The 25,851-nt window shown below is 64.6% G+C and carries 20 protein-coding genes and 1 tRNA gene; 12 read left to right on the forward strand and 9 right to left on the reverse strand.

Features of this window, described 5'->3' with window-relative positions; genetic code table 11:
• Positions 1-20: 20 nt before the first annotated feature.
• The 3 genes from cmrA to CH266_RS18345 are packed head-to-tail and all read right to left on the reverse strand — an operon-like array spanning position 21 to position 3,417.
• The gene (gene cmrA / locus CH266_RS18335) at positions 21-824 is read right to left on the reverse strand and encodes a mycolate reductase (RefSeq protein WP_032374479.1); all 804 of its coding nucleotides are present in this window, start codon (positions 822-824) and stop codon (positions 21-23) included.
• 23 nt (positions 825-847) lie between these two features.
• A complete protein-coding gene (locus CH266_RS18340) occupies positions 848-2,893 on the reverse strand; it encodes an NADPH-dependent 2,4-dienoyl-CoA reductase (RefSeq protein ID WP_255175953.1) in 2,046 nt (681 codons plus the stop codon).
• Positions 2,890-3,417 carry a PadR family transcriptional regulator gene (locus CH266_RS18345; protein ID WP_027497612.1) on the reverse strand — a complete coding sequence of 176 codons (528 nt, stop codon included), beginning with the start codon at positions 3,415-3,417 and terminating at the stop codon, positions 2,890-2,892. Before CH266_RS18345 ends, CH266_RS18340 begins: the two co-directional genes overlap by 4 nt.
• A gap of 83 nt (positions 3,418-3,500) precedes the next feature.
• On the opposite strand from CH266_RS18345, the gene CH266_RS18350 reads away from it, so the two are divergent.
• Positions 3,501-4,823 (forward strand): MFS transporter, encoded by a 1,323-nt coding sequence (locus CH266_RS18350; protein ID WP_094715898.1) that lies wholly within the window; start codon positions 3,501-3,503, stop codon positions 4,821-4,823.
• Here CH266_RS18350 and CH266_RS18355 read toward each other — a convergent pair.
• Both CH266_RS18355 and CH266_RS18360 read right to left on the reverse strand, forming a co-directional pair.
• Positions 4,820-5,641, reverse strand: coding sequence for an alpha/beta fold hydrolase (locus CH266_RS18355; RefSeq protein ID WP_094716030.1), 822 nt, complete (start codon positions 5,639-5,641; stop codon positions 4,820-4,822). The two genes, CH266_RS18350 and CH266_RS18355, sit on opposite strands and share 4 nt — an antisense overlap.
• A 35-nt stretch (positions 5,642-5,676) precedes the next feature.
• Entirely contained in the window at positions 5,677-6,303 is a 627-nt protein-coding gene (locus tag CH266_RS18360) for a TetR family transcriptional regulator (RefSeq protein WP_027497609.1), read from the reverse strand.
• 195 nt (positions 6,304-6,498) lie between these two features.
• Between CH266_RS18360 and CH266_RS18365 the strand changes: the two genes are divergently transcribed.
• From CH266_RS18365 to CH266_RS18375, 3 genes are read left to right on the forward strand one after another with little or no spacing between them, the layout of a single operon-like run.
• Positions 6,499-7,611, forward strand: coding sequence for a ferredoxin reductase (locus CH266_RS18365; protein WP_032368224.1), 1,113 nt, complete (start codon positions 6,499-6,501; stop codon positions 7,609-7,611).
• A 45-nt stretch (positions 7,612-7,656) separates the two neighbouring features.
• Positions 7,657-8,841: a fatty acid desaturase family protein gene (locus CH266_RS18370; RefSeq protein WP_032368223.1), complete on the forward strand. Its 1,185-nt coding sequence runs from the start codon at positions 7,657-7,659 to the stop codon at positions 8,839-8,841.
• Positions 8,842-8,864: 23 nt separating this feature from the next.
• Positions 8,865-9,101 carry a hypothetical protein gene (locus CH266_RS18375; protein WP_027497606.1) on the forward strand — a complete coding sequence of 79 codons (237 nt, stop codon included), beginning with the start codon at positions 8,865-8,867 and terminating at the stop codon, positions 9,099-9,101.
• A 68-nt stretch (positions 9,102-9,169) separates the two neighbouring features.
• On the opposite strand, the gene CH266_RS18380 is transcribed toward CH266_RS18375, so the two are convergent.
• The 3 genes from CH266_RS18380 to CH266_RS18390 form a co-directional block, all read right to left on the reverse strand.
• Positions 9,170-10,279, reverse strand: a complete 1,110-nt coding sequence (locus CH266_RS18380) for a methyltransferase (RefSeq protein WP_027497605.1) — start codon at positions 10,277-10,279, stop codon at positions 9,170-9,172.
• The gene (locus CH266_RS18385; RefSeq protein ID WP_094715899.1) at positions 10,276-11,418 is read right to left on the reverse strand and encodes a N(5)-(carboxyethyl)ornithine synthase; all 1,143 of its coding nucleotides are present in this window, start codon (positions 11,416-11,418) and stop codon (positions 10,276-10,278) included. The genes CH266_RS18380 and CH266_RS18385 overlap by 4 nt, the downstream gene beginning before the upstream one ends.
• Positions 11,419-11,488: 70 nt before the next feature.
• Positions 11,489-11,561: transfer RNA gene (locus CH266_RS18390), tRNA-Arg, on the reverse strand.
• A gap of 146 nt (positions 11,562-11,707) precedes the next feature.
• On the opposite strand from CH266_RS18390, the gene CH266_RS18395 reads away from it, so the two are divergent.
• Together CH266_RS18395 and CH266_RS18400 are read left to right on the forward strand one after the other, a co-directional pair.
• Positions 11,708-12,865 carry an XdhC family protein gene (locus CH266_RS18395; RefSeq protein WP_032368220.1) on the forward strand — a complete coding sequence of 386 codons (1,158 nt, stop codon included), beginning with the start codon at positions 11,708-11,710 and terminating at the stop codon, positions 12,863-12,865.
• A 44-nt stretch (positions 12,866-12,909) separates the two neighbouring features.
• Positions 12,910-14,988, forward strand: a complete 2,079-nt coding sequence (locus CH266_RS18400; protein WP_027497602.1) for a cytochrome c oxidase assembly protein — start codon at positions 12,910-12,912, stop codon at positions 14,986-14,988.
• A 7-nt stretch (positions 14,989-14,995) separates the two neighbouring features.
• Here the strand turns inward: CH266_RS18400 and CH266_RS18405 are convergent, their stop codons facing one another.
• Entirely contained in the window at positions 14,996-15,421 is a 426-nt protein-coding gene (locus tag CH266_RS18405) for a MarR family winged helix-turn-helix transcriptional regulator (RefSeq protein WP_032382725.1), read from the reverse strand.
• Between the two features lie 82 nt (positions 15,422-15,503).
• On the opposite strand from CH266_RS18405, the gene CH266_RS18410 reads away from it, so the two are divergent.
• From CH266_RS18410 to CH266_RS18435, 6 genes are all read left to right on the forward strand, one after another.
• Positions 15,504-17,300, forward strand: coding sequence for an ABC transporter ATP-binding protein (locus CH266_RS18410; protein WP_094715900.1), 1,797 nt, complete (start codon positions 15,504-15,506; stop codon positions 17,298-17,300).
• Between the two features lie 30 nt (positions 17,301-17,330).
• Complete coding sequence (locus CH266_RS18415; RefSeq protein WP_094715901.1) at positions 17,331-17,990, forward strand: IMPACT family protein; 660 nt, start codon at positions 17,331-17,333, stop codon at positions 17,988-17,990.
• A gap of 165 nt (positions 17,991-18,155) precedes the next feature.
• Positions 18,156-18,644: a single-stranded DNA-binding protein gene (ssb, locus tag CH266_RS18420; protein WP_027497598.1), complete on the forward strand. Its 489-nt coding sequence runs from the start codon at positions 18,156-18,158 to the stop codon at positions 18,642-18,644.
• 125 nt (positions 18,645-18,769) lie between these two features.
• Positions 18,770-20,449, forward strand: coding sequence for an energy-dependent translational throttle protein EttA (gene ettA / locus CH266_RS18425; protein WP_027497597.1), 1,680 nt, complete (start codon positions 18,770-18,772; stop codon positions 20,447-20,449).
• Position 20,450: 1 nt separating this feature from the next.
• Positions 20,451-20,867 carry an acyl-CoA thioesterase gene (locus CH266_RS18430; protein ID WP_027497596.1) on the forward strand — a complete coding sequence of 139 codons (417 nt, stop codon included), beginning with the start codon at positions 20,451-20,453 and terminating at the stop codon, positions 20,865-20,867.
• A 135-nt stretch (positions 20,868-21,002) separates the two neighbouring features.
• On the forward strand, positions 21,003-25,835 hold the full coding sequence (locus CH266_RS18435; RefSeq protein WP_094715902.1) for an NAD-glutamate dehydrogenase: 4,833 nt from the start codon (positions 21,003-21,005) through the stop codon (positions 25,833-25,835).
• The last annotated feature ends 16 nt before the right edge of the window (positions 25,836-25,851 follow it).

The following is a 25,851-nucleotide window of genomic DNA, read 5'->3' on the forward strand; positions in this document are numbered from 1 at the left end:
GAACGACCAGGATTCGGGTACTAGTTGCCCAGCTTCTTGTAGAAGCTGCCGATGATCGGCGCCGAAATGCTGCGCGGGCTGTACTGCCCGGCTACCGACATGCCCTTGCTCAGCAGACCCGGCACAACGCGCATCTTGTTCTTCGCAAGGCCGTCCAGTGACAGCTTCGCGGTGTAGGCGCTGTCGATCCACAGGAAGTCCGGGACCATCTTGTCGACGATCGACGCATCGGCCGGGTCGGGTGTCTCGGTGCGGACCGGGCCTGGAGCGAGCAGGGTGACGTTGACGCCGGTGCCCGCGAGCTCACCGCGCAGTGACTCCGAGAACGTGTTGACGAAGGCCTTCGTCGCGGCGTAGGTCGCGTTGTTGGGGATGGCCATGTTGCCCGCCGCAGAACCGGTGATGAGGATGCCGCCTGCTCCGCGACCGATCATGCCGGGCATGACCGCCAACGTGAGGTCGTGTACGGCAACGGCATTGAGCTCCACCTGATCACGCTCGTACGCGGGATCGAGCCCGGCCACCGGTCCGAACGTCGCGATGCCTGCGTTGTTGCACAGGATCGAGATCTCACGCTCGGAGAGCTCGGTGACCAGCTCCTGGCGCTGCTCGCGGTTGGACAGATCCGACGCCCGCACCTCGACGGTGACGCCGTGATCGGCGGTGAGCTTCGCGGCCAGCGCCTCGAGCAGTTCGCCGCGTCGGGCCACGACGATCAGCGAGTGACCACGGGTGGCGAGTTCGGTGGCCAGGGCTTCACCGATACCGGAGGAGGCTCCGGTGACGACGGCGCGGGCATCGGGGCTGGGCTTGGGCAGGCTCACGGTGAGACAGGCTAGCGGACAGATCAGATCGTGGCCGCGAGCCGGGTGCCCTGCTCTATCGCCCGTTTGGCGTCCAACTCTGCCGCCACGTCCGCACCGCCGATGATGTGCGTGGTGGTACCCGCTGCCTTCAGCTCGTCGACCAGATCCCGAACCGACTCCTGGCCCGCGCAGATCACGATGGTGTCGACCTCGAGCAAGCGTGGGCGTTCGTGCTTCTCGCCGAACGAGATGTGCAGGCCCGCATCGTCGATCTTCTCGTAGTTCACCCCCGAAAGCTGATGCACGCCTTTCGCTTTCAACGCTGCGCGGTGGACCCACCCGGTGGTCTTCGCGAGACCGGCCCCGATACGTCCCGGCTTGCGTTGCAGGAGGTAGACCTCCCGAGGAGATGCGGCAGGCACCGGGGTGGTCAACGCGCCCGGCGCGGCCTCGGGCTCCGTGACTCCCCACTCCTGCTTCCATTCCTTCAGGTCCAGCGTGGGGGAGGCGTCGGTGGTGAGGAACTCGGAGATGTCGATGCCGATGCCGCCGGCACCGATGACCGCGACCCGGTCGCCGACGGCCCTACCGTCGCGCACCAGTTCCGCGTACGAGAGCACGGACGGGTGATCGATACCTGAGATCTGCGGCATCCGGGGAGTGACACCGGTGGCCAGGACCACCTCGTCGAATTCGCCCGCGGTGAGTTCTGCGGCGGTGACCCGAGTATCGAGGTGTACCGCAACATCCGCGTCGCGCAGAGCGGTGGAGAAGTAGCGAATGGTCTCGGCGAACTCTTCCTTGCCGGGAATCAGACGGGCGATACCGAATTGGCCGCCGATCTCGCTCCTGGCCTCGAACAGGCTGACGGCGTGTCCGCGTTGCGCAAGGGTGAGCGCCGCAGACAGTCCGGCGGGCCCGGCCCCGACGACCGCCACCTTCTTGGTCTTCTTCGTCGGCAACAACTGCAGGTCGATCTCGCGACCGGCGCGAGGGTTGACCAGGCACGAGACCTTCTTGTGTACGAAGGCGTGATCGAGGCAGGCCTGATTGCAGGCGATGCAGGTGTTGATGCGATCCGCGGAATCGGAAGCAGCCTTCTCGACCCAGAACGGATCGGCGAGCATCGGCCTGGCCATGGCGATCAGCTGCGCGTCGCCGCGGGCGAGGATGTTCTCGGCGATCTCGGGCATGTTGATGCGGTTGGACGCGGCGACGGGGATGCTCACGTATTTTTCGAGCTTGCCGGTGATGTCGGCGAACGCCGCCCTGGGGACGGAGGTGACGATGGTCGGCACCCGCGATTCGTGCCAGCCGATGTCGGTGTTGATGATGTTCGCGCCTGCGGCCTCGACGTCCTCGGCGAGGGCGACGATGTCGTTCCAGCTCTGGCCCTCCTCGACGAGGTCGGCCATCGACAGCCGGAACACGATGAGAAAGTCCGGGCCAACCGCAGCCCGCGTCTGTTTCACGATCTCGACTGCCATTCGGCGACGGTTCTCCGCAGAACCACCCCATTCGTCGCGTCGCTTGTTGGTGCGCTCGGAGAGGAACTGGTTGATGAAGTAGCCTTCGCCGCCCATGATTTCGACGCCGTCGTAGCCGGCGCTCTGTGCGAGTCGGGCGCACCGCACGAAGTTTCTGATCTGCCAGCGAACGCCCCTCGAGGTCAATCGCCTGGGCCGAAAAGGATTGATGGGAGCCTTGATCGACGATGCCGACACACTCAGCGGCTGGTAGGAATAGCGTCCGGCATGGAGGATCTGGAGCGCGATCTTGCCGCCTTCGCGGTGCACGGCAGTGGTGATCCTGCGGTGCCGACGGGCCTCGATGCGGTTGGTCAGCTTGGCCCCGAACGGCAACAGCCACCCGGTGCGATTGGGGGCGTAACCCCCGGTGATGATGAGTGCGACTCCGCCGCGGGCACGCTCGGCGAAGTAGGCCGCCAGGCGGCCGGTGTCGCGGGCGCGATCTTCGAGGCCGGTGTGAATCGATCCCATGATCACGCGGTTCTTCAGCGTGGTTGCGCCGACGTCCAACGGCGACAACAGAATCGGGTACGGACCAGTGGTCTGCTCGGTCTTCACAGTTTCTCCAATACCTCGGTGCACCATTCGGTGAATCCTTCTTCGACACGAATCCCGCCGCGGAGCACCAGGTATTGATGCAGCGCGGTACCGGTCAGGGCAGCGGGGGCCGGAAAGTCCTGCTTCTCGATCAGTCGATACACGTCGAGACGGGTGGCATGTACGTCGCGGTGGCGGGCGACTTCGACTTTCAACGCTTCGATGTCACCGTTGGCCGCTCCGCGAATCTTCACGGCGAGTTCTTCGCGAAGCTGCGAAGGATCGGTCGGTGCGGCGATCCACCGATCGAGCTCGGCTCGGCCCGCAGCGCTGACCGAATAGACCTTCTTGTCGGGTCGGCCGTCCTGCGCGACTGCCTCACCGGTGATCCAGCCCGCTCCATCCATCCGCGTCAGAGTGCGGTAGATCTGCTGGTGAGTTGCACTCCAGAAGAAGCCGATGGACTTGTCGAACCGTCGGGCGAGCTCGTACCCCGAGCCGCTCAGCTCGGTGAGGGAGACCAGAATCGCGTGTTCCAAAGCCACACCCGAGAGTATGTATGCAACGTGGTGACTATGCAACTAGGTGCACCCAAACATGGGCCCGTCGCGGGCTAGTGTTGGCAACCATGGGAACCCAGCCGGAGGCCGCTGTCGTCGGAGTCGCCACAACGCGTAAGCAGGTCACCGCCTGGGGGTTCTGGGACTGGGGATCGGCCGCGTTCAATGCCGTCATTCTCACGTTCGTGTTCTCGGTGTATCTCACCGATGCCGTCGGTGACGACCTACCCGGATCCATCTCGGCGACCACGTGGTTCAGCTGGTCCATCGCGCTGTCGAGCGTCGTCATCGCACTGCTGGCACCGGTGTGCGGGCAGTACTTCGACGCCCGCGGCAAGAGAAAATGGCTGCTGGGGCTGTTGACCGCATTGACGGTCGTGGCCATGGCCGGCTTGTTCTTCGTACAGGACGACTACCACTATCTGTGGCTGGGGCTGCTGCTGCTCGGTCTCGGATCCATTATGTTCGAGCTGGCCAGTATTCCGTACAACTCGATGCTGCGGCAGGTCTCCACCCCGGCCAATATCGGACGCGTGTCCGGATTCGGTTGGGCGATGGGCTATTTCGGTGGAATCGTCCTACTGCTTCTGTGCTACCTCGGTTTCATCGTCGGGGACGGCGACACTCGGGGCCTGCTGGGGCTGAGCACCGACGGAGGGCTCAACATCAGGCTCGTCGCCGTGCTGGCGGCCGTCTGGTTCGCGGTCTCGGCCATCCCGGTGATGTTCGCAGTTCCCGAAGTACCCAGGGCCATCGCCGATCCCGAGGCGGCACAGGCCGGCTTCGCGGAGTCCTATCGCGTTCTCTTTCGTGATGTGCGCGAGTTGTGGAGCGCAGATCGGCGCGCCGTCTACTACCTGATCGCCAGCGCACTGTTCCGAGACGGACTGGCGGGCGTGTTCACTTTCGGAGCCGTTCTCGCCGTCAGCGTCTACGGCATCGGCGCGGCGGACGTACTGCTGTTCGGCGTCGCCGCCAATGTCATCGCAGGCCTCGGTGCCATCGTCGCCGGGCGGTTCGACGACAGAATCGGACCCAAGAAGGTCATCGTCTTCTCGCTCACGTCCATGATCGGTGCCGGAACCATTCTGCTGTTCGTGTCGGGACCGACGATGTTCTGGATCTTCGGGCTGATCCTGTGCCTGTTCGTGGGGCCCGCGCAATCGTCTGCGCGTACCTTCCTGGCCCGACTGGCACCGCCCGGGCGCGAGGGTCAGTTCTTCGGACTGTTCGCGACGACGGGTCGGGCCGCGTCGTTTCTCGCGCCCTCGCTGTTCGGGCTGTTCGTGTGGATGTTCGACGCCGACCGCGCAGGTATCGCCGGGCTGATCATCGTCCTCGCCGCCGGGCTGCTGGCATTGCTGCAAGTTCGCGCCCCGGAACAGGTTTAGACCGACCCGATACGATCCAAGATCTCGGCTGCGAGTCTGTCGGGGGCTTCCTCGGGGATCCAGTGGGAGATGCCGTCGAGTTCGACGAATCGGTACGGTGCATCGACGAACTCGCCACAGCGCTCCGCGCCGGCTCGACCGATGGCGGTGTCGCCGTTGCTCCACACGTAGGTGGTCGGCACCGTCACCGCAGGTAGGTTCGCGAACTCCCGCGTCATCGCGGCATACCAACTCGACGCAGCGGTCAGTGCTCCCGGCACCGTCAGATGCCGTACGTATTCGTCGTCCAGGCTCTCGGCCCCGAACATCGCGCGGAGCCGTTGCGCGTCGTTCTCGGTCAGTACTCGCTCGGCCTTCTCGGGTTCGCGAAGCAAACCGAAGTACTGCGACCGCTGTTGCTGGTCCGGGTCCTCGCGAATGGCCCAGTTGAACGCCGCGGAATGCGGAACGGATGCGGCAGTGAGGCTTCGGACTCGGTCGGGATACTCGGCAGCGACATGCCAGGCGACCACAGCACCCCAGTCGTGGCCCACCAGGTGCGCCGAGTTCAGGTCGAAGGCGTCGAGCAGGCCGAGGACGTCCTCGGTGAGACGCTCGATGCGGTAGTGCTCGACGCCGATCGGGCGGGCACCGGGGGAGTAGCCCCGCTGGTTGGGGGCCAGGACGCGGCAGCCCGCGGCCGTCAATTCGGGGGTCACCCGCGACCACGACGCGTTGGTCTGTGGAAAGCCGTGCAGCGCAACGACGGGTACGCCGTCGACGGGACCTGCCTGTGCCAGCTCGAACGTGTACTCGCCGATGTGTACCTCGGTGGTCATGATGCTCCTTCGCGGCTCGCGCTCGTGCCCGACGGTCAGGCCCGTCGCGGTTCCCATTTGCTCATCCCCAGCATGATCATCCGGATCTGCTTCTCGGTGCGTTCGATGAGGTCTTTCTCGTTCTGACTACCCGGCCGGTCGATCTCCAACAGACCGACCACCGCCGTCAGCATCGTCGAGACCAGGAGGTCGGCCGTCATCTCGAGATCGGAGACGTCCCATCGTTCGAGACCGGGCATGCGAGAGAGGTCGATGGTCAGCTCGCTGACGAACAGCCGGAGCTCGGTGGCGAACGCGCGACGTACCTCGGTGACTCCGCCGTAGCGCTCGCGACTGAGGAAGCGGAACTGATCCTCGTGGCTGCGGACCTGACGAACCAGGATGCCGAAGGATTCGGTGGCCGTCTTGGTACTCGGGTTGCGTCTGGCGTCGCGCAGCATCTGGCGCAGCATGCGCATGCTGTCCTCGACCAACGCGACCCCGAGGTCTTCCATGGACGCGAAGTGTCGATAGAACGCGGTGGGGACGATGCCGGCGGACCGCGCGACCTCACGCAGGCTCACGCTCGCGAACGACCGTTCGCGAAGCAGATCGAGTGTGCCGTCGATCAAGGCCTGCCGCGTGCGCTCCTTGCGCTCCGCGCGGGTACCCGGTTCTGTCACGGCGTCCAGTTTATGGGCGGGCACTCTGTGATCTCCCCTCCGGTTGCTTCCGCGGTCCCCGTGAACTTCACATGAGGTCTGTAATGGCGGTCACATAAACGTTGACAGGTACCGGTGTCGCTCTGTCACACTCATGTTAGTGCACAATCGTTCACTGAATGGGTCGTAGGGTTCGATCCGGTTAGGGAGGATGGAATGACGCTTCAAGAACGTCCGACGCGACCCACGGGTTCGCGCAAGTTCTCGCTTCTTTCCCTGTTCGAGGCCATGGCCACGCCCCACGCGCTCGATCGGTACCTGGAGCTGGTCGACCCCATGACGACCGTTCGTGATCTGCGCGGTGAAGTGACCGAGATACACCGGTCCACCGAAGATTCGCTCACGCTCACCATCCGCCCCACCCGACAGTGGAAGGGCTTTCAGGCCGGCCAGTTCGTTCAGGTCGGGGTGGTCATCGACGGCGTACGTCAGACTCGCTGCTACTCGCCGGCCTGTTCGCAGTACCGCAAGGACGGCCGAATCGAGCTGACGATCAAGGCGCACCCCGAGGGGCTGGTCTCGCAGTATCTGCACAAGAACGCGCACGTCGGCCTCGTCGTCAGCCTGTCGCAGGCGGACGGCACGTTCAAGCTTCCCCAGCCACGCCCGGCGCGCACGCTGCTGATCAGCGGCGGCAGCGGCATCACGCCCGTGCTGTCCATGCTCAGGTCGCTGCTGGACGAGGGGTACAGCAGCGACCTGACCTTCCTGCACTACGCGTACACCGAGAACGACGTCGCGTACAAGCAGGAGCTCGAGAAGATCGCCGCCGAGCACGACAATGTGAACCTCGTCTTCGCATACACCGAGCAGACGACCGGCGGGGACCTGCACGGGTTCTTCGGCAAAGAGCATCTCGACGCCGTGGCGCCGTGGTTCGCAGACGCGGACACCTTCCTGTGCGGTCCACCCGGGCTGATGAAGGGCGTGACGTCGTTCTTCGACGACGCAGGGCTCGGCGACCGACTGCACCTCGAGGAATTCACACCGTCCTTCGCCACCGTGAGCGACGACGTCACGGGAACCACCACGTTCTCCGGAAGTGACGTCGCCGCCGAGAACGACGGTGCAACGTTGCTCGAACAAGCCGAGGGAGCCGGTCTGTCGCCGGCCAACGGGTGCCGAATGGGCATCTGCTTCACCTGCACCTCGGTGAAGAAGTCCGGCTGCACCAAGAACATCAAGACCGGTGAGACCGACACCGAATCCGACAAGAAGATCCAGCTCTGTGTGTCCGTTGCCGTCGGCGACGTCGACATCGACATCTAGTCCCGGAGCTCCCGCCCACCACCCGATCGAATTGGAGATCAGCAGATGCTCGGAACGATTCTCTCGATCCTGCCCACCGCCGTCATTCCCTTCCGACGCAACGAAACGCTGCCCGACGAGCCGACCGTACTGACGTACGAACAGGTCGAAGAGCTCGGCCGCGAACTCGACGACCTGCGGGCCCGCACCGTCGCCAAACTGGGCGACGAGGACCGCGAATACATCTACAAGATCATCAAGGCGCAGCGCGGGCTCGAGATCACCGGACGCGCACTGATGTACCTGCCTTTCGTCCCGCCGGCATGGCTCGCCGGTGTCGGCGCACTCGGCGTCGCGAAGATCCTCGACAACATGGAGATCGGCCACAACGTCATGCACGGCCAGTACGACTGGATGCGTGAGCCGGGCCTGAACTCCGAGGTGTTCGAGTGGGACACCGTCTGCCCGGCAGACCAGTGGAAGCACTCGCACAACTACATGCACCACACGTTCACCAACATCGTCGGCATGGACCGCGACATCGGGTACGGAATCCTGCGCATGGATCAGGACCAGAAGTGGAACCCGTACTACCTGGGCAACCCCGTCTACGCATTCCTGCTCATGACGTTCTTCGAGTGGGGCGTCATGCTGCACGACCTCGAGACCGAGAACATCGTCGCCGGCAAGAGGAAGTGGCACGACGTCAAGCCGTTGCTGCAGGGAATGTGGCGCAAGGCGGGCAAGCAGGCTCTCAAGGATTACGTCATCTTTCCCGCTCTGACCGGGCCGTTCTTCGCCTCGACCGTGGTCGGCAACGTTGCTGCGAACCTGATCCGCAACGTGTGGACGTACTCGATAATCTTCTGCGGCCACTTCCCGACGGGGGTGCAGACCTTCAGTCAGGAAGAGACCGCCGACGAGAGCCGGGGCGAATGGTACGTCCGTCAGATGCTCGGATCGGCCAACATCGAGGGTTCGCCGCTGTTCCACATCATGTCCGGCAACCTCTCGCACCAGATCGAGCACCACCTCTTCCCGGATCTTCCCGCGCACCGCTACCCGCAGATCGCACCCGAGGTCAAGGCTCTGTGCCAGAAGTACGACCTGCCGTACAACACCGGCGGCTTCTTCCACCAGATCGGCACCGTGTGGGGCAAGATCTTCAAGCTCGCTCTGCCCAACTCGCTCACCGGATCGGCTGCCCCGGCCAGTGTTATCGTCGAGCGTAAGAAGACCGACGCAGCGTGACGACTTCGAAGGGGGCGGTCCTGGTGGTGGGAAGGTTCGAGCGCAACAAGGACACCGTGCAGGATTTCACCGAGTCTGCGGCGACACACGTCGGCAGAATCGTGGTGATCATCGCCGGAGCGGTCCGTGACGTCACTCGCGAGATCGGTGATCTGATCACCGATGGAATCGAAATGCGTGAGGCCGCGAAGAAGGCCGAGCGTGATGCGCCGCTGGGCACCGTGATCAACGGGGAGTTCGAGACCCGCGACCGGCACTGACTCACCGCACGATCGACGAAGCCGCCCGAGCATTGCTCGGGCGGCTTTCTCGTGTCGGGCGTGGATGGCTAGCGGCGGCGCAGTCTCCACAGTGACGTGGTCTCGCGCGACCGAGCTTCGTGCAGAACATCGGAGGCGTCGGTCGCTCGAGAATGCGATGGCACGGTGTCCATCCGGTCGACGACGGTCAGGCCGGCCTTGTCGATCGACGCGAGAAGGTCTGTGCGCGTGACCAATCCGAGCAACTCGGCGAGGTCGGACAACACCAACCAGGCCTCGCCGTCGGGCGTCAGATGCCCGCCGAGGCGGCTGAGGAACGATTTGAGCATGCGAGAACCGGGATCGTAGACGGCATGCTCGATCCCCGACGTCGGCTTGGTGGGGATCCACGGCGGGTTGCAGACGATCAATCCCGCGCGGCCGCTCGGGAAGATGTCGGTCTGCACCACCTCGACCCGATCGCTGTACCCGAGTGCGTCGAGATTGGCGCGGGCGCACGCGACCGATCGGGGGTCCTTGTCGGTCGCCACCACCGCAGGTACGCCCCGGCGCGCGAGTACCGCAGCCAGCACACCCGAGCCCGTCCCGATGTCGAAAGCCCGGTCCGTGGCAGGTAGCGGTGCGTCGGCGACGAGCTGGATGTACTCACCGCGGACAGGCGAGAACACTCCGTAGTGGGGATGAACGGACGCGTCCAGCGCCGGCACGAACACTCCCTTGCGGCGCCACTCGTGTGCGCCGATGATCCCGAGCAGTTCCCGGAGTGACAGCACGCAGGCCGAGGCATCGGGACCCAGTGCTTCCGCTACGGCCGATCGCACCTCCGGCGCTCGGCCGAGATCGAGCCGTAGATCCGAATCGAGTTGCACCAGTAGCATTCCCAATACCCGTGCGCGCCGCGCCTGGTACTGACGATGCAGGTGGAACCGCTCGGCGGGCGACGCGTTCTCGGGCTGTGTGGCCGGTGGTACCCGCCGCGTCATGGCCGACAGGAGCTGGCGAGCGTTGTTGTAATCGCCACGCCACAGCAGAGACTCGCCGATCGTCGCCAGCTTGTAGGCCACGTCCGCCGTCGTCGCGTCGTCGACGATCCGCACCACCCGTGGTGGCGGCGCACCGTTCTCCGACTGCCATCGCGCGGACCGTTCGATGCCGTCCTCGACCCACGTGACGCTCATGCTGCAGTGTGCGGGTACTCCGCACTGCGATGTTGGAAGGCAAGGATATTGGGGTTGACGATGACACCCTCCCTGATTTCGATGGAACGCTCGATGGTGACGTCCTCGCTCCACGCTGCGGGCCCGTCGAGAACCACGCGAAGGTAAGGCAGCAACGATTCGCTGATCTCCCACGTCGCCGAATTCCACAGATAGGACGGGCTGTGGTCGACGGCGTAGTAGTGCACGTTGTCACCGACGGTGAACATCGGGTCGGCGAACGACGTGGGCCGAGCCCATTCGAATCCCATTCCCTCGTCACACGAGACGTCCACGACCAGGGTGCCCGGAGTCAATGTGGGCAGGTCCTCGTTCGTCAGGAACGTCAGTGGTGAGTTCGTATCCTGCAGTACGCAATTGACGATCACATCGTGGTCGGACAGAAACTGCGAGAGTGGGATTCGACCGTCGGGAGTCAGAGCTCGGCTCTGGCGGGGATCGGCGTCGTCGAGATCGAAATTGACGATGTTGGCCGAGTGGATCGGCGAACCCACCGCCGTGACCCCACGCTGAGTGAGGACATCGACGTCGTGAATCCCGTGTGCACTGAGCGCGGTGACCGCGCCGCGAGCCGTGGCTCCGAAACCGATGACAGCGGCCCGCAACCTGCGGCCGTAGTCCCCGGTGGAACCGATCAGCTGCAATGCGTGCAGCACCGAGCAGTACCCGGCCAATTCGTTGTTCTTGTGGAACACATGAAGATTGAACCAGCCGTCCTGCGTCCAGTGGTTCATGGCCTCGAAGGCGATCAGCGTGAGTTTGCGATCGACAGCGATCTGGGTGAGCCTTTCGTCCTGCACACAGTGCGGCCAACCCCAGAGCGTCTGGCCGGGTCGAAGAGACTCGAGATCTTCGGCCTGAGGCTTCGGCAGCAGAATCACGTCGCATAGAGCAATGAGCTCGGCGCGGGTGCCGATACCCGCGACCTGCGTGGCCAGGTGCTCGTCGGAGATTCCGAACGGTTCGCCGTAGCCGGATTCGAGGAACATTCGGCCTCGAATGTCGGCGTCGATGCGATCGAAATGAAGAGGATGAATCGGTAGTCGACGCTCATCGGGCTTGCGCGAACGTGAGAGGACTCCGAGAGTGAGCTGATGCACGTGTAACCCTTCGTTACGCGAAGTCAACCACAGTAACGCGAGTCGGCCAGCGTTCGCGCTGGTCAGAGGGTGCCCCCGGCAGGATTCGAACCTGCGACCAAGGGATTAGAAGGCCCTTGCTCTATCCCCTGAGCTACGGAGGCTGGCACGCGCGGACAGGCCCGCTCGAGCACGGTTGACGAGTGTACCTTTCCGCCTACGGCGATCACACCGGCATGGGTTGAGGGAGCAGTGCAGGGGGAAGCCTGTGATGTCGTAGACGTTCCGGCCGGCACCCGAAGGAGGTTCGATGCACGACATTCTGGACGAGCTGCTGCACGCCTGGCAGACCGGCGACGCGGCCGCGGTGGCAACGGTCGTGCAGACATTCGACTCCGCGCCGCGTCCTGTGGGTGCGTCGATGATGGTCGGCCAGGACGGTGCGGTCGCCGGTTCGGTGTCCGGCGGCTGCGTCGAGGGTGCCGTGTACGAGTCGGCGCAGGACGTGATGCAGTCCGGTACCCCGATACTCACTCGATACGGGGTGTCGGACGACGACGCATTCGCAGTCGGGCTCACGTGTGGGGGAACGCTGGATGTGTTCGTGCAGGCGGTGTCGAAGCACACCTTTCCCGAGTTCGGTGACGTCGTGGCGAACGTGCGCCGCAACGTCCCGGTTGCAGTGGCCACCGTGATCGCTCATGCCGACGCAACACGGGTCGGTCGGAGAGCAGTTCTGACGGAGTCGGGTATTCGCGGTTCCCTCGGCAGCTCGCGGGCGGACGCCGCCATTGCCGACGACGCGAAAGGGCTACTTGCAGCGGGACGTTCGACTGTTCTGACGTATGGAACCGACGGCCAGCGCCGCGGTCGGGGAATGCAGGTGTTCGTGTCCAGTCATGCGCCGTCGCCGAGAATGCTCGTGTTCGGTGCCATCGACTTCGCTGCGGCGGTTGCGCAGCAGGGTGCCTTTCTGGGCTACCGCGTCACCGTCTGCGACGCCCGATCCGTGTTTGCGACCCCGCAGCGCTTTCCCGCTGCCGAGCAGGTGGTGGTCGCGTGGCCGCACGACTACCTGAACCAACAGTGGGCGGCGGGGGAGTTGGACGAGAGGACCGTGGTCTGTGTGTTGACTCACGACCCGAAGTTCGATGTGCCACTGCTCGAAGTGGCGTTGCGGATTCCGGCCCTGGCGTTCGTCGGAGCGATGGGCTCGCGGCGAACCCATGACGACCGCATCGCCCGGTTACGGGCGGCAGGAGTGACCGAGACCGAACTCGCGCGATTGTCGAGCCCGATCGGACTCGACCTGGGTGCACGCACGCCGCAGGAGACCGCGGTGTCCATTGCGGCGGAGATCATCGCCCAGAGATGGGGCGGGAGCGGCACGCCTCTCCGGCAGCAGCACGGACGCATCCACCACGACTCGCTGGACGCCGAGGACGGGGCAAAGTACGACGCTGTGTAGGACTCTCGTTTCGAGTACTGCCGAACACCTCTTACTCTGGTGGTATGGCCACACCGGATCTCGACAAGACCGACCCGTCGCACGCCGGGGACTCCACCGGCGATGTGCGGTCGGACGAGGGTGCGGGCAGTGCAGATCCCCGCTCGACAACGACGTCGGTGTTCGTCACTGCCGGCGTCATCGCCGGTGTCGTCGCTGCCCTGATCGTCATGCTGTCCGCGTCGGACGCGTTGGTCCTGCTCGGTATCCCTGATCCCGGCCCGGCCACCACCTACGGACTGCCCGCCCTGCGTGCGATCGGTGAGATCGCAGCGGTCATCGCGGTCGGCTCGTTCCTGCTGGCGGCGTTCCTGGTTCCGCCGCAGAAGAACGGCGTGCTCGACGTGGACGGCTACCGGGCGGTTCGCACCGGCTCGGTCGCATCCATCGTCTGGGCCGTATGTGCGCTTCTCCTCGTGCCGTTGACGCTGTCCGACACCTCCGGCCAGCCGTTCGCCGAGGCCGTGAAGCCGGCGAATCTGTGGATCGCGCTGGATCAGGTGGAGATCGCCAGTGCGTGGCGTTGGACGGCCATCATGGCCGTCGTCGTCGCCATTGCATCGCGGACGGTACTGCGGTGGTCCTGGACGCCTGCGCTGCTCGGATTCTCGCTGGCCACTCTGCTGCCCATTGCGCTCAGTGGTCACTCCTCGGCGGGCGGATCGCACGACATCGCGACCAACTCGCTGATCCTGCACCTCGGTGCCGCGTCGTTGTGGGCGGGCGGGCTGTTCGCACTGCTTGCACATGTCCGCAGACGCGGCGCGCACACCGACGTCGCTGCTCGGCGGTTCTCCACGATCGCCGGCGTCTGCTTCGTCGTCATGGGCATCAGCGGAGTCATCAACGCCCTGGTTCGGGTGTCCCTCGCCGACCTGTTCACCACGACGTACGGCCTGCTGATCGTGGGCAAGATTCTCGCGTTGATCGTGCTCGGCGGATTCGGCTGGATGCAGCGGCGCCGCGCTCTGCCCGCACTGATCGCCGATCCCACCGCCCGTGGACCGCTGCTCCGGTTCGCCGGGGCCGAGGTGCTCGTTCTCGCCGCGACCGTCGGTCTGGCCGTCGGCCTCGGGCGAACACCACCGCCCGCCGAGATCGACCCCAACCTGACGCCGACCGAGGCCGCGCTCGGATACGACCTCAGCGGACCGCCGACGTTCGCCCGTATGGCTTTCGACTGGCGCTTCGACCTGATCTTCGGCACCGCCGCGATCGTCCTGGCCGTCGTGTATCTGATCGGGGTCCGTCGGCTGCGACTGCGCGGCGACGCGTGGCCCGTCGGTCGCACCGTCGCCTGGGTCCTGGGCTGCCTCACACTGCTGATCAGTACGTCTTCGGGCATCGGACGGTATTCCACGGCAGTGTTCAGCGTGCACATGACCGGACACATGATGCTGTCGATGCTCGCGCCGGTTCTGCTCGCGCTCGGTGGTGCACTGACGTTGGCGTTGCGTGTCCTGCCCGCGGCAGGCAAGGACGGCGTCCCGGGGATGCGCGAGTGGTTGCTGATGGGCCTGCACAGTCGACTGTCGCAGTTCGTCACCCACCCGCTCGTCGCGGCGCTGATCTTCGTGGGCGGCTTCTACGTGCTCTATCTCGGCGGAATCTTCGGGGCCGTACTGGACAGTCACGGAGCTCATCTGTTGATGAACCTGCACTTCGTGCTCAGCGGATACCTGTTCTACTGGACGGTCATCGGCGTCGATCCGTCTCCGCGCAAGATTGCTCCGGTCACCAAACTCGCCGTGGTGTTCGGCTCACTGCCGTTCCACGCGTTCTTCGGTGTGGCGCTGATGAGCATGAACACCGTCATGGGTGCCTGGTTCTACCGCACGCTCGGCCTCGACTGGAACTCCGACCTACTGGGGGACCAGAAGCTCGGTGGCGGCATCGCGTGGGCAACCGGCGAGGTGCCTCTGGTGCTGGTCATGCTCGCACTGCTGATCCAGTGGTCCCGCAGCGACGATCGCGACGCCAGGCGCGGTGACAGAGCCGCTGAGCGTGACCACGACGCCGACCTGGCCGCGCACAACGCGATGTTCGCCGAGCTGGCCCGTCGCGATCGCGACGGCAGGCAGTAGCTTCTCGTCAGTCGCTGCCGGCGATCTTGTGCAGAAGCCGGTCGAGTTCGGTGCGTTCGGCCGGCTCGAGGCCGTCGAACAGGTCCGCGGACACCTGACGTCGTGCCTCGTCGACGCGGTCGAGCAGGGCGCGGCCGGCGTCGGTCAGCTCGACCAGGACAGCGCGTCGATCACTCGGGTCCGGCGCTCGCGTCACCAGTTCTGCCGCTTCGAGCGAGTCGACGATGTCGGTAGCTGATCGCGCGACGATGCGGAGGTGCTCGGCCAGATCACGCAATCGGACCGATTCTCGTTCGCGCGCCAAGACGTGCATGGCCCTGCTCTGCGACGGGTTGAGTCCGAACGGTTCCAGCGCAGTCATGTGGCTTCGCCGAATTCTTCGGGCAACGGCCATGAACGAATCGCTCAGGTTGGGCGAGTGTCCGGTGTCCATACGACGGATCATAGCGAGGCTTGCCCACAACCTCATAGTGAGGTAACCTCTGCATATTACTTCAGCTACCACGGAGGTCTACTTGGAAAGCCGTCCCGAACGCGTACCACTCGCTTCCGATCCAGCGCCCGTCCGACGAGTCCTGGCTCTGTTCACGCCCTACCGGCGCAAGATCGCTGTCGTCAGCGCGATCATCGTGGCCAGCGCCATCATTGCGCTCGCCTCTCCTCTGCTTCTTCGCGAACTCCTCGATCATGCAATTCCCGACCGCGACGTCACGCTCGTCAGCCTCATCGCGGTCGGCATGATCGCTGTTGCAGTCGCCACCAGCACTCTCGGCGTGGTGCAGACCTGGATGTCCAACGGCGTCGGTCAGCAGCTCATGCACGATCTGCGCGTGCAGGTCTATTCGCACCTGCAGAGACAGTCCCTCGGATTCTTCGCGCGAACGCGCACCGGTGAGGTGCAATCGCGTATCGCGAACGACATCGGCGGCATGCAATCCGTCGTCACCAACACCGCGACGTCCATCGCGCAGAACGCCACGACGGTCGCTGCGACCGTGGTCGCGCTCTTCCTGCTCGATTGGAAGCTCGCCACGTTCTCGCTGATCATCCTGCCGATCTTCGTGCGAGTCGCTCGACGTATCGGCGACGAGCGTCGCAAGATCTCGACAAAGCGGCAGAAATTGCTCAGCGATCTATCCGTCCAGATCGAGGAATCACTGTCCGTCAGTGGAATTCTTCTGGGCAAGACCACCGGTTCCGCCCAGGCGTTGACCGACAAATTCGCCGACCGATCGCACGAGGTGGCCGGTGTCGAACTGGCCGCGATGATGGCGGGCAAGTGGCGGATGGCGACAATTCAGATCAGCTTCGCCGTGATGCCCGCTCTGGTGTACTGGTTCGCCGGCATCACCATCGGTCAGGGGAGTGCGTTGACGATCGGCACCCTGGTCGCGTTCACCGCATTGCAGACCCAATTGTTCCGGCCCACCATGCAATTGCTCAACACCGGCGTCGAAGTACAGGCATCCTTGGCGTTGTTCGGCAGAGTCTTCGAGTATCTCGATCTGCCCATCGATGTCGCCGAACCCGAGCACCCGATCACACTCTCGCGAGAGAGCGTGCGCGGCGATGTCGCTTTCCGCGGCGTCGACTTCACCTATGCCGCCGCGACTGTCCCGACGTTGTGCAACATCGATCTCGACGTACCGGCCGGGAGCACGCTCGCGCTCGTCGGCGCAACCGGATCGGGCAAGACCACGCTGGGATACCTCGTTGCCCGCCTGCATGATCCGACAGCCGGCTCGGTGACCATCGACGGTGTCGACTTGCGGCACCTGGCGTCGGAGAACATTGCCGACCTGGTGGGCGTCGTCTCTCAGGAGACCTATCTGTTCCACGCCACCATCAGGGAGAACCTGCGGTTCGCCAAACCCGACGCCACCGACGACGAGATCGTGGCTGCCGCTCGGACGGCCCAGATCCACGACTTCATCGACGGTCTCGACGACGGTTACGACACGATGGTCGGCGAGCGCGGCTACCGATTCTCCGGCGGTGAGAAGCAGCGCATCGCAATCGCCCGAACTGTCCTGCGCAACCCGCCGATTCTGGTGCTCGACGAGGCGACGAGCGCCCTGGACAATCGCACCGAACGCGCAGTGCAGACAGCGCTCGACGGTTTGATGCACGGCCGTACCACCATTCTGATCGCCCATCGCCTGTCCACAGTGCGTGCAGCAGACGCCATCGCGGTACTCGATCACGGCATCGTGCGCGAGGTCGGAAGCCACGAGGCTCTGCTCGCCGAAGACGGTATGTACGCCCAATTGGTCCGTGCCGCAGACGATGTCGTGGACAGCGTTGCTGCATGATCAGGGTCGCTGCATGAGCAGGGCTGTTGCGTGAGCGAGCTTCGAACGATCGCCGGCCGGGTTGTGTGCGAGACCGAGGTCAAGAGATCGCGGTTCGTCACCGTGGTGGACAGGGCGAGCACCGAGGCCGACGCTCGCGCGGTCATCGCAGTGGCGCGGAAAGCGGATCCGACTGCCGGACATCACTGTTCGGCATTCATCGTCGAATCCTCGGCTGCAGGCATCGTTGCCGTCGACGAAGACCGGACCCACCGCATCGAGCGATCCAACGACGACGGCGAACCCAGCGGCACGGCAGGAACGCCGATGCTCGAGGTGTTGCGCGGTCATGGGCTGACCAACGTGGTCGCGGTGGTCGGCAGATATTTCGGCGGCACCAAGCTCGGTACCGGCGGATTGGCCCGCGCGTACGGCGGTGCGGTCACCGAGGCACTTGCCCAGGCTCGGTTTCTCACCCGAGAGCGACGCGACGTGCTGACCCTCGAACTCGACCACGCCGAGGTGGGACGGGTCGAATCGGAGTTACGCGGACACGGGGCCTTGGTGCTCGATACCGCCTACGACACTCGAGCCGTGCTCACCGTCGCCGTCGCAGACGCCGATTCGACTGCAGCGCTGTTGGCGTCGCTCACCGCCGGACGGGTGGTGCCGGCTCTCGGTGGGCACGTTTACGTAGAAACAACCGAGTAGCACACCGGTCCGACACGAGTGGCGTCATGACCAGCCGATCCTGGACGTTCATCCACAGGCTCAGCGGTTGTCCACATTTCGCGAACACGTCCGTTACGGGCGGCTCCGGCGTAGCAGTGTCGATCTCGATCGCAATCACGCGACATTCATCGAGAGGAAGACACCATGTACGAAGCTCAGTGCGCTGTTGTGGGCACCGTCATCACCAATCCCGTCAAGCGCTCCACGCCCACCGGCGACGAGGTCCTCAGCTTCCGGATGGCGAGCAATGCCCGACGGCAGGACCGCAACACCGGTGAATGGACCGACGGCGGCACCCTCTATCTCACGGTCACGTGCTGGCGTCGACTCGTGCGCGGCGTCGGCGCATCGTTGATGAAGGGCGATCCGATCATCGCCTACGGACAGCTGCGCACCAACGAATACACCAATCGCGACGGCGTCGAACGATCCGACCTCGAGATGCGGGCCAGCGCCGTCGGGCCGGACCTTGCGCGCTGCAACGTGGCAATCCAGCGGACCAGGACGGTCGCGCCCGAAGTACCTGCAGACGAGGCACTCACCGACGACGATCGGGGTGCCGCCGAACCACCGGAGGACGAGCCGGATCACGATCGAATCGGTGACGACGTCCGCGAGGCGGTACCCGCCTGACGGCCCGCCGACATCCGTCGTCCCCGGTGGATGTAACCCGCGCACGACCGCGGACGACGGATGTGGGCTCGGCGCGGACTCGGTCGATGGTGTTCCGACGCGGCCGCACCGATAAGCTGGGCGGCATGGCTGAATTCATTTACACCATGAAGAAGGTGCGCAAGGCGCACGGCGACAAAGTCATCCTCGACGACGTGACGATGAGCTTCTACCCGGGAGCGAAGATCGGCGTCGTCGGCCCGAACGGCGCCGGTAAGTCGAGCATCCTCAAGATCATGGCGGGAATCGATCAGCCCGGAAACGGTGAGGCGTTCCTCGCTCCCGGTGCCTCGGTCGGCATTCTCATGCAGGAGCCGATTCTCGACGACACCAAGACCGTTCGCGAGAACGTCGAGGACGGCCTCGGCGAGACGATGGTCCAGCTCAAGCGCTACAACGAGATCGCCGAGCTGATGGCAACCGATTACTCCGACGAGCTCATGGAAGAGATGGGCGAGTTGCAGGAAAAGCTCGACCACGCCGACGCCTGGGAGATCGACTCGCAGCTCGAACAGGCGATGGACGCGCTGCGCTGCCCGCCGCCCGAGTCCCCGGTCACCAACCTCTCCGGTGGTGAGAAGCGTCGCGTCGCCCTGTGCAAGCTGCTGCTCAGCAAGCCCGACCTGTTGCTGCTCGACGAGCCGACCAACCACCTCGACGCCGAGAGTGTGCTGTGGCTCGAGCAGCACTTGGCCGCCTACGCCGGTGCCATTCTCGCCGTGACTCACGACCGGTACTTCCTCGACCACGTCGCGCAGTGGATCGCCGAGGTCGACCGCGGACATCTGTACCCGTACGAGGGCAACTACTCGACGTACCTGGAGAAGAAGGCCGAGCGCCTCGAGGTCTCGGGAAAGAAGGACCAGAAGCTGCAGAAGCGGCTCAAGGACGAACTCGCCTGGGTTCGCTCCGGTGCCAAGGCTCGCCAGGCCAAGAGCAAGTCTCGTCTGGCTCGCTATGACGAGATGGTGGCCGAGGCCGAGAAGACCAGGAAGCTCGACTTCGACGAGATCCAGATCCCCAACCCGCCGCGCCTCGGCGACGTCGTGGTCGAGGTCAAGAGCCTGGACAAGGGCTTCGACGGCCGCGTGTTGATCAAGGATCTGTCGTTCACGTTGCCGCGCAACGGAATCGTCGGCGTCATCGGACCCAACGGTGTCGGCAAGACGACACTGTTCAAGACCATCGTCGGGCTCGAGGAGCCGGACGGCGGCGAGGTGAAGATCGGGCAGACCGTCAAGCTCAGCTACGTCGACCAGAACCGCTCGGGCATCGACTCGAAGAAGACGGTCTGGGAAACGGTCTCCGACGGCCTGGACTTCATCACCGTGGGCAACTCGGAATTCCCGTCGCGCGCGTACATCAGCTCGTTCGGATTCAAGGGCCACGATCAGCAGAAGCCCGCCGGAGTTCTCTCCGGCGGTGAGCGCAACCGTCTGAACCTGGCGATGACGCTCAAACAGGGTGGCAACCTGATCCTGCTCGACGAGCCGACCAACGACCTCGACGTCGAGACACTCGGATCGCTCGAGAACGCGCTCGAGGAATTCCCCGGTTGCGCCGTGGTCATCTCGCACGACCGGTGGTTCCTGGACCGCACCTGCACCCACATCCTGGCGTGGGAAGGCGGCTTCGGAGACAACGAGGCTGCCTGGTACTGGTACGAGGGCAACTTCGAGGGCTACGAGGCCAACAAGGTCGAGCGGCTCGGTCCCGACGCGGCGCGTCCCCACCGCGTCACGCACCGGAAGCTGACCCGAGACTGACATGTCGGCACAGACCTTCACCTGCACACTTCAGGTGCGGTGGGGTGATTCCGACCGCCTCGGGCACGTCAACAACACCCGGTTCGTCGAGTACCTCCAGGAAGGCCGCGTTCAGTTTCTGAACGCGGTCCTGGGGGGCTCGAAAGGTCGCGGCGCGGTGGTGGTTCGTACGTTGACCACCAACTTCTTGCACCCGATCCTGGACGACTCCGGCCCGCTGGTGATCGAGCTGTGGATCACTCGTATCGGAACCACCTCGTACGGCGTCCGGCACGTCGTCACCGATCGAAACGGAACGGTGTGTGCAGACGCGGAGGCACTGATGGTGGCCTTCGACCTCGACACCTCCTCGTCCAGGCCGCTGCGCGAACACGAACGAACTGCACTGAGCGAGTATCTCCACAGCGATTCGTCGTGACTGCCGGATCGGCCTGACGCGCTGGTTCCCGAGATCTCTGCGGTTGCGGGGTCACCCGCACTAGGGTCGAGGGGTCATCGACGACCGGCGATCGGCGGGCGTCGGGAAATCCTCACGAGGGAGTACTCGAAAACAATGTCACGCTCGCTTGACCTGACCGACGACGACTGGGCCGACGGGCTCGACGACAGGCTTGTGGCCGAGTTGGCGACATTGCGTACGGAGTATTTCGAGCACACCGACGCCACTGCGGTCGCAGTGTCCGCGCATACCCCCGACATCGCCTCTTTTCGGCGGCACGTTCGGCTCGCCGCAGAGCGGCTGCCGGGGACGGCGAATGTGGCGGTCCATCGACCGAACGAGTCTGCAGCACAGCAGGTAGCGGGAAGTTACCTACAGATCGTCACCGACGACATGCCGTTGTTGGTCGAATCGATCATGTCGCTGCTCTCGCGTCTCGGCATCGAATACACCGACGTGGTCCATCCCATTCTCTCCGTCGATCGGAACGCAGAGGGAGTGCTCGTCGGGCTGAGCTCGGCCGGCATCGCCGAATCCTGGATACACGTCCAGCTGCACCCGTCCACCTCAGACGATGCCGTCGCGCAGTTGGAAGAGGAGACGAGTCGAGTACTCGCCGATGTGCGTCAGGTCGTCGGCGACACCGACGAGATGCGTCGCGTGCAGGCTGCCGTGGCCGATCGGTTGGACGGTGTCGCCGCGGCGTCCGGCGACACCGACTCCGAACCAGCCGTCGCACACCGGGATGCGGCTGCCTTGCTGCGTTGGCTGGGCGACGGCCATTACACCTTGCTGGGTTACCGCAGATACACGATCGACGGTAGCGACGGCGACCGAACCGCAACGGGTGTCGAATCGAGCAGCCTGGGTGTGCTGCGCGATGCCGGTCAACATGGAGACGGACCCGAACCGGTCGGTGAGCGCGACCTGGTTGCTCTGACGCAGGGGCCGAACCCCGCCACGGTTCATCGTGCTGTCTACCCCTATTTCGTCAGTGTGATCGATGCCGACGACTCCGCCGAGCATCGATTCGTCGGTGTCTTCACCGTCACCGCGCTGCACGAGAACGTCCTCGACATTCCGGTGATCGAGCGTCGAGTGCGGTCGGTGATCGCCAAGGCCGGCCATGATCTCGGGTCCTTCTCCGGCCAGGCCATGCTCGAGGTGCTGCAGTCGATGCCGCGGTCGGAACTGTTCGCGACCTCTGCCTCGTGGCTGTTCGAAACGGCGAGTGCTGTTCTGGCGCTGGGTCGCCGGCGCAAGGTCAAGCTGTTCGTGCGACCCGATGCGAGTGGGTCCTTCGTCAGTGCTCTGGTGTACCTGCCGCGAGATCGCTACACCACTCGCGTCCGACTCGCGATCCAGGACCGACTGCTCCGAGAGCTCGGTGGTACCTCGCTCGACTACACCGCACGCGTCACCGAATCGGATCTCGCGCTGCTGCACGTGACGGTGCGCTGCGCACCGGGCACCGTCTCTCCCCACCTGTCCGCCGACGACATCACCCGGATCGAAGCGGCGCTGACCGAGACCACTCGAACGTGGGAGGACTCGTTGGGTGACGCCGTGTCCCTCGACCGAGCCGTCGACCCGGCGCGCATTCAGCGCTACACCGAGGCTTTTCCCGAGGCGTACAAGCAGGACTTCAGTCCGGCCAGGGCCGTCACGGACATTGCCCGCCTCGAAGCACTCGGCGACGAAGCGATCGACATGCAGCTCTACCGAAACGAGCGCTCGGCCGTGGGGAGCTGGCGCTTCTCGCTGTACATCGGCGGTGCGGGCGTATCACTGTCCCAGGTGTTGCCCATTCTGCAGAGTCTCGGTGTGGAGGTCGACGACGAGCGGCCGTACCCGGTGGTGCGTCCGGACGGAATGTCTTGCTGGATATACGATTTCGGTCTCTCTGCCTCGCGTGAGATGTTGCGCTCGGCCATCGACGGGGACCTCGACGCCGAGCTGTCCGAGGCAGGCACGGCCGATCGCGAGAGCCGGGTCCAGCATCGATTCACCGACGCATTCGCGGCCGTGTGGAGCGGCGCGGCAGAAGCGGATCGTTTCAACGAACTGGTGATGCGCGCAGGTCTGCACTGGCGGCAGGCCGTGGTATTGCGTGCCTACGCCAAGTACCTGAGGCAGGCGGGTTTTCCCTACAGTCAGTTCAACATCGAGGGCGTCCTCCTGGCGCATCCGCGTACCGCGCGGCTGCTCGCCGGACTGTTCGAGGCGCAGTTCGACCCCGAGACCAGTGCCGAGGCGGACGCGCAGGCCATCGGGACCCAGCTCGGCGAGCTCATCGACGAGGTCGTCAGCCTCGATGCCGACCGCATTCTGCGCAGCATGTTCGAGCTCATCCGAGCGACGTTGCGCACCAACCACTTCGTGGTGGGATCCGACGGTGCACATCGCCCGTACCTCTCGCTCAAGTTCGACCCGCAATCCATCGCGGAGCTACCCAAACCGAAGCCCAAGTTCGAGATCTTCGTGTACTCCCCGCGCGTCGAGGGGGTCCATCTCAGGTTCGGTGCGGTGGCCCGAGGTGGGTTGCGCTGGTCCGATCGACGGGAGGACTTCCGGACGGAAATTCTCGGTCTGGCAAAAGCTCAGATGGTCAAGAACGCAGTCATCGTGCCTGTCGGGGCCAAGGGAGGATTCGTCGTCAAGCGTCCTCCGGTGACCACAGGTGAAGCCGACCGGGATCGACAGGCATACGCCGAGGAAGGCAAAGCCTGCTACCGACTGTTCATCGCCGGGTTGCTCGACATCACCGACAATCTCGACCGCGCTACCGGGTCGGTATCGGTACCTACCGGGGTGGTGCGCCGCGACGGAGACGACACCTACCTCGTCGTCGCGGCGGACAAGGGCACCGCGACCTTCTCCGACATGGCCAACGGCATCGCTGCCGAGTACGGATTCTGGCTCGGTGACGCGTTCGCGTCCGGTGGATCCGCCGGATACGACCACAAAGCCATGGGAATCACCGCGAAGGGTGCGTGGGAGAGCGTCAAGCGGCACTTCCGTGAGCTCGGAATCGACACGCAGAGTCAGGATTTCACGGTCGTCGGCGTCGGCGACATGAGCGGAGACGTATTCGGTAACGGCATGCTGCTGAGCCGACACATTCGCTTGCTCGCGGCGTTCGACCACCGGCACATCTTTCTCGACCCCGACCCCGATCGGGAGTCGTCGTTCGCCGAGCGGGAGCGCTTGTTCGCCCTGCCGCGGTCGTCGTGGGCGGACTACGACACCTCGCTCATCAGTGCCGGCGGAGGGGTGTGGGAGCGGACCCGCAAATCCGTACCCATCAGCGCCGCAGCACGTTCGGCCCTCGGGTTGGACGAATCGGTTGCTGCACTGTCACCACCAGAGTTGGTGAACGCGATCCTGAAGGCTCCCGCCGATCTGCTGTGGAACGGCGGAATCGGCACCTACATCAAGGCTTCCAGTGAGAGCAACGCCGAAGTCGGCGACAAGGCCAACGATGCAGTGCGGGTCGACGGCGTGGATGTGCGGGCGGCCGTGGTGGGGGAGGGCGGAAACCTCGGTGCCACCGCACTGGGCAGGATCGAGTACGCCGCAGCCGGCGGCAAGATCAACACCGACGCCGTCGACAACTCGGCGGGCGTCGACTGTTCCGATCACGAAGTCAACATCAAGATCCTGCTCGAGACTGCCATCACCAACGGAAACCTGGCGCGCGAAGACCGCGATGAGCTGCTTGCGTCCATGACCGACGAGGTCGGGCGATTGGTGTTGTGGGACAACATCATGCAGAACGAGTTGCTCGGTACGTCCAGATTCGACGCACCACATCTGGTGACGGTGCACAGCCGAGTGATCGAGGATCTGGAGACGCGTCGAGGGCTCGATCGGGAGCTCGAGGCTCTGCCCACCGAGGCCGATCTCCGTCGTCGCAAGCAAGACGGGCGTGGACTGACGTCGCCGGAACTCGCGACGTTGATGGCGCACGTGAAATTGGCACTGGAAGCGGAACTGCTCGACAGCGAGCTTCCCGACAGCGACGTCTTCGCCCCCCGGCTACCCAAGTATTTCCCCGAGCCACTGCGGGATCCGTACGCAGATGCCATCAAGGCGCATCCGCTACGGCGTCAACTGGTGGCGACGACGCTCGCCAACGAGGCCATCGACTGTGGCGGAATCACCTACCCGTATCGGTTGACCGAGGACTCCGGTGCCGCAGGCACCGACGCCATCCGCGCATTCGCCGCGGCCACCGAAATCTTCGGCCTCGACGAGGTGTGGGATTCGATTCGCGCTGCCGACGTACCCACCGCAGTGTCCGCCGAGCTGCTGCTCGAATCGCGTCGCATGCTCGATCGAGTATCCCGGTGGCTGTTGGCCAATCGGCCGCAGCCGTTGGCGGTCGGGGCCGAGATCAGTCGCTATGCCGGGCAGGTTCGCGCTCTGCAGCCGCGGGTCGCGTCGTGGATCTCCGGTCACCAGGCGGTCGATTTGGACCGGCGTTCGGGGGCCGCGATGGAACGAGGTGCTCCGGCCGAGCTGGCACGTCGGATCTACGGCTTGCTCGACGTGTACTGCCTGCTCGACATCATCGATATCGCCGACATCGTCGACCGGGACGGGGCGGAGGTGGCCGAGCTCTACTTCGCGCTCGACGCGCACATCGGTATCGACTGGTTGCTCACCGCGGTCTCGAAGCTTGCCCGCGGCGATCGATGGCATTCGTTGGCGCGCTTGGCTCTTCGTGACGATCTGTACGCCTCCCTTCGCGGAATCACCAAGGCCGTGTTGGCCGCGGGCGAACCGGACGAGTCGGTCACGGAGAAGATCGCCGAATGGGAATCGACCAATTCGTCGCGGTTGGCCCGCTCGCGTGCAGCGCTCACCGAGATCGCCGAGACGGGGACGCTGGACCTGGCGACACTCTCGGTTGCCGCCCGACAGGTGAGAAACATGGTTCCCTGACAGCATGGAACTTTCG

The sequence above is a fragment of the Rhodococcus sp. 06-1474-1B genome (assembly GCF_002258885.1).
GTDB classification, from domain to species: domain Bacteria; phylum Actinomycetota; class Actinomycetes; order Mycobacteriales; family Mycobacteriaceae; genus Rhodococcoides; species Rhodococcoides fascians.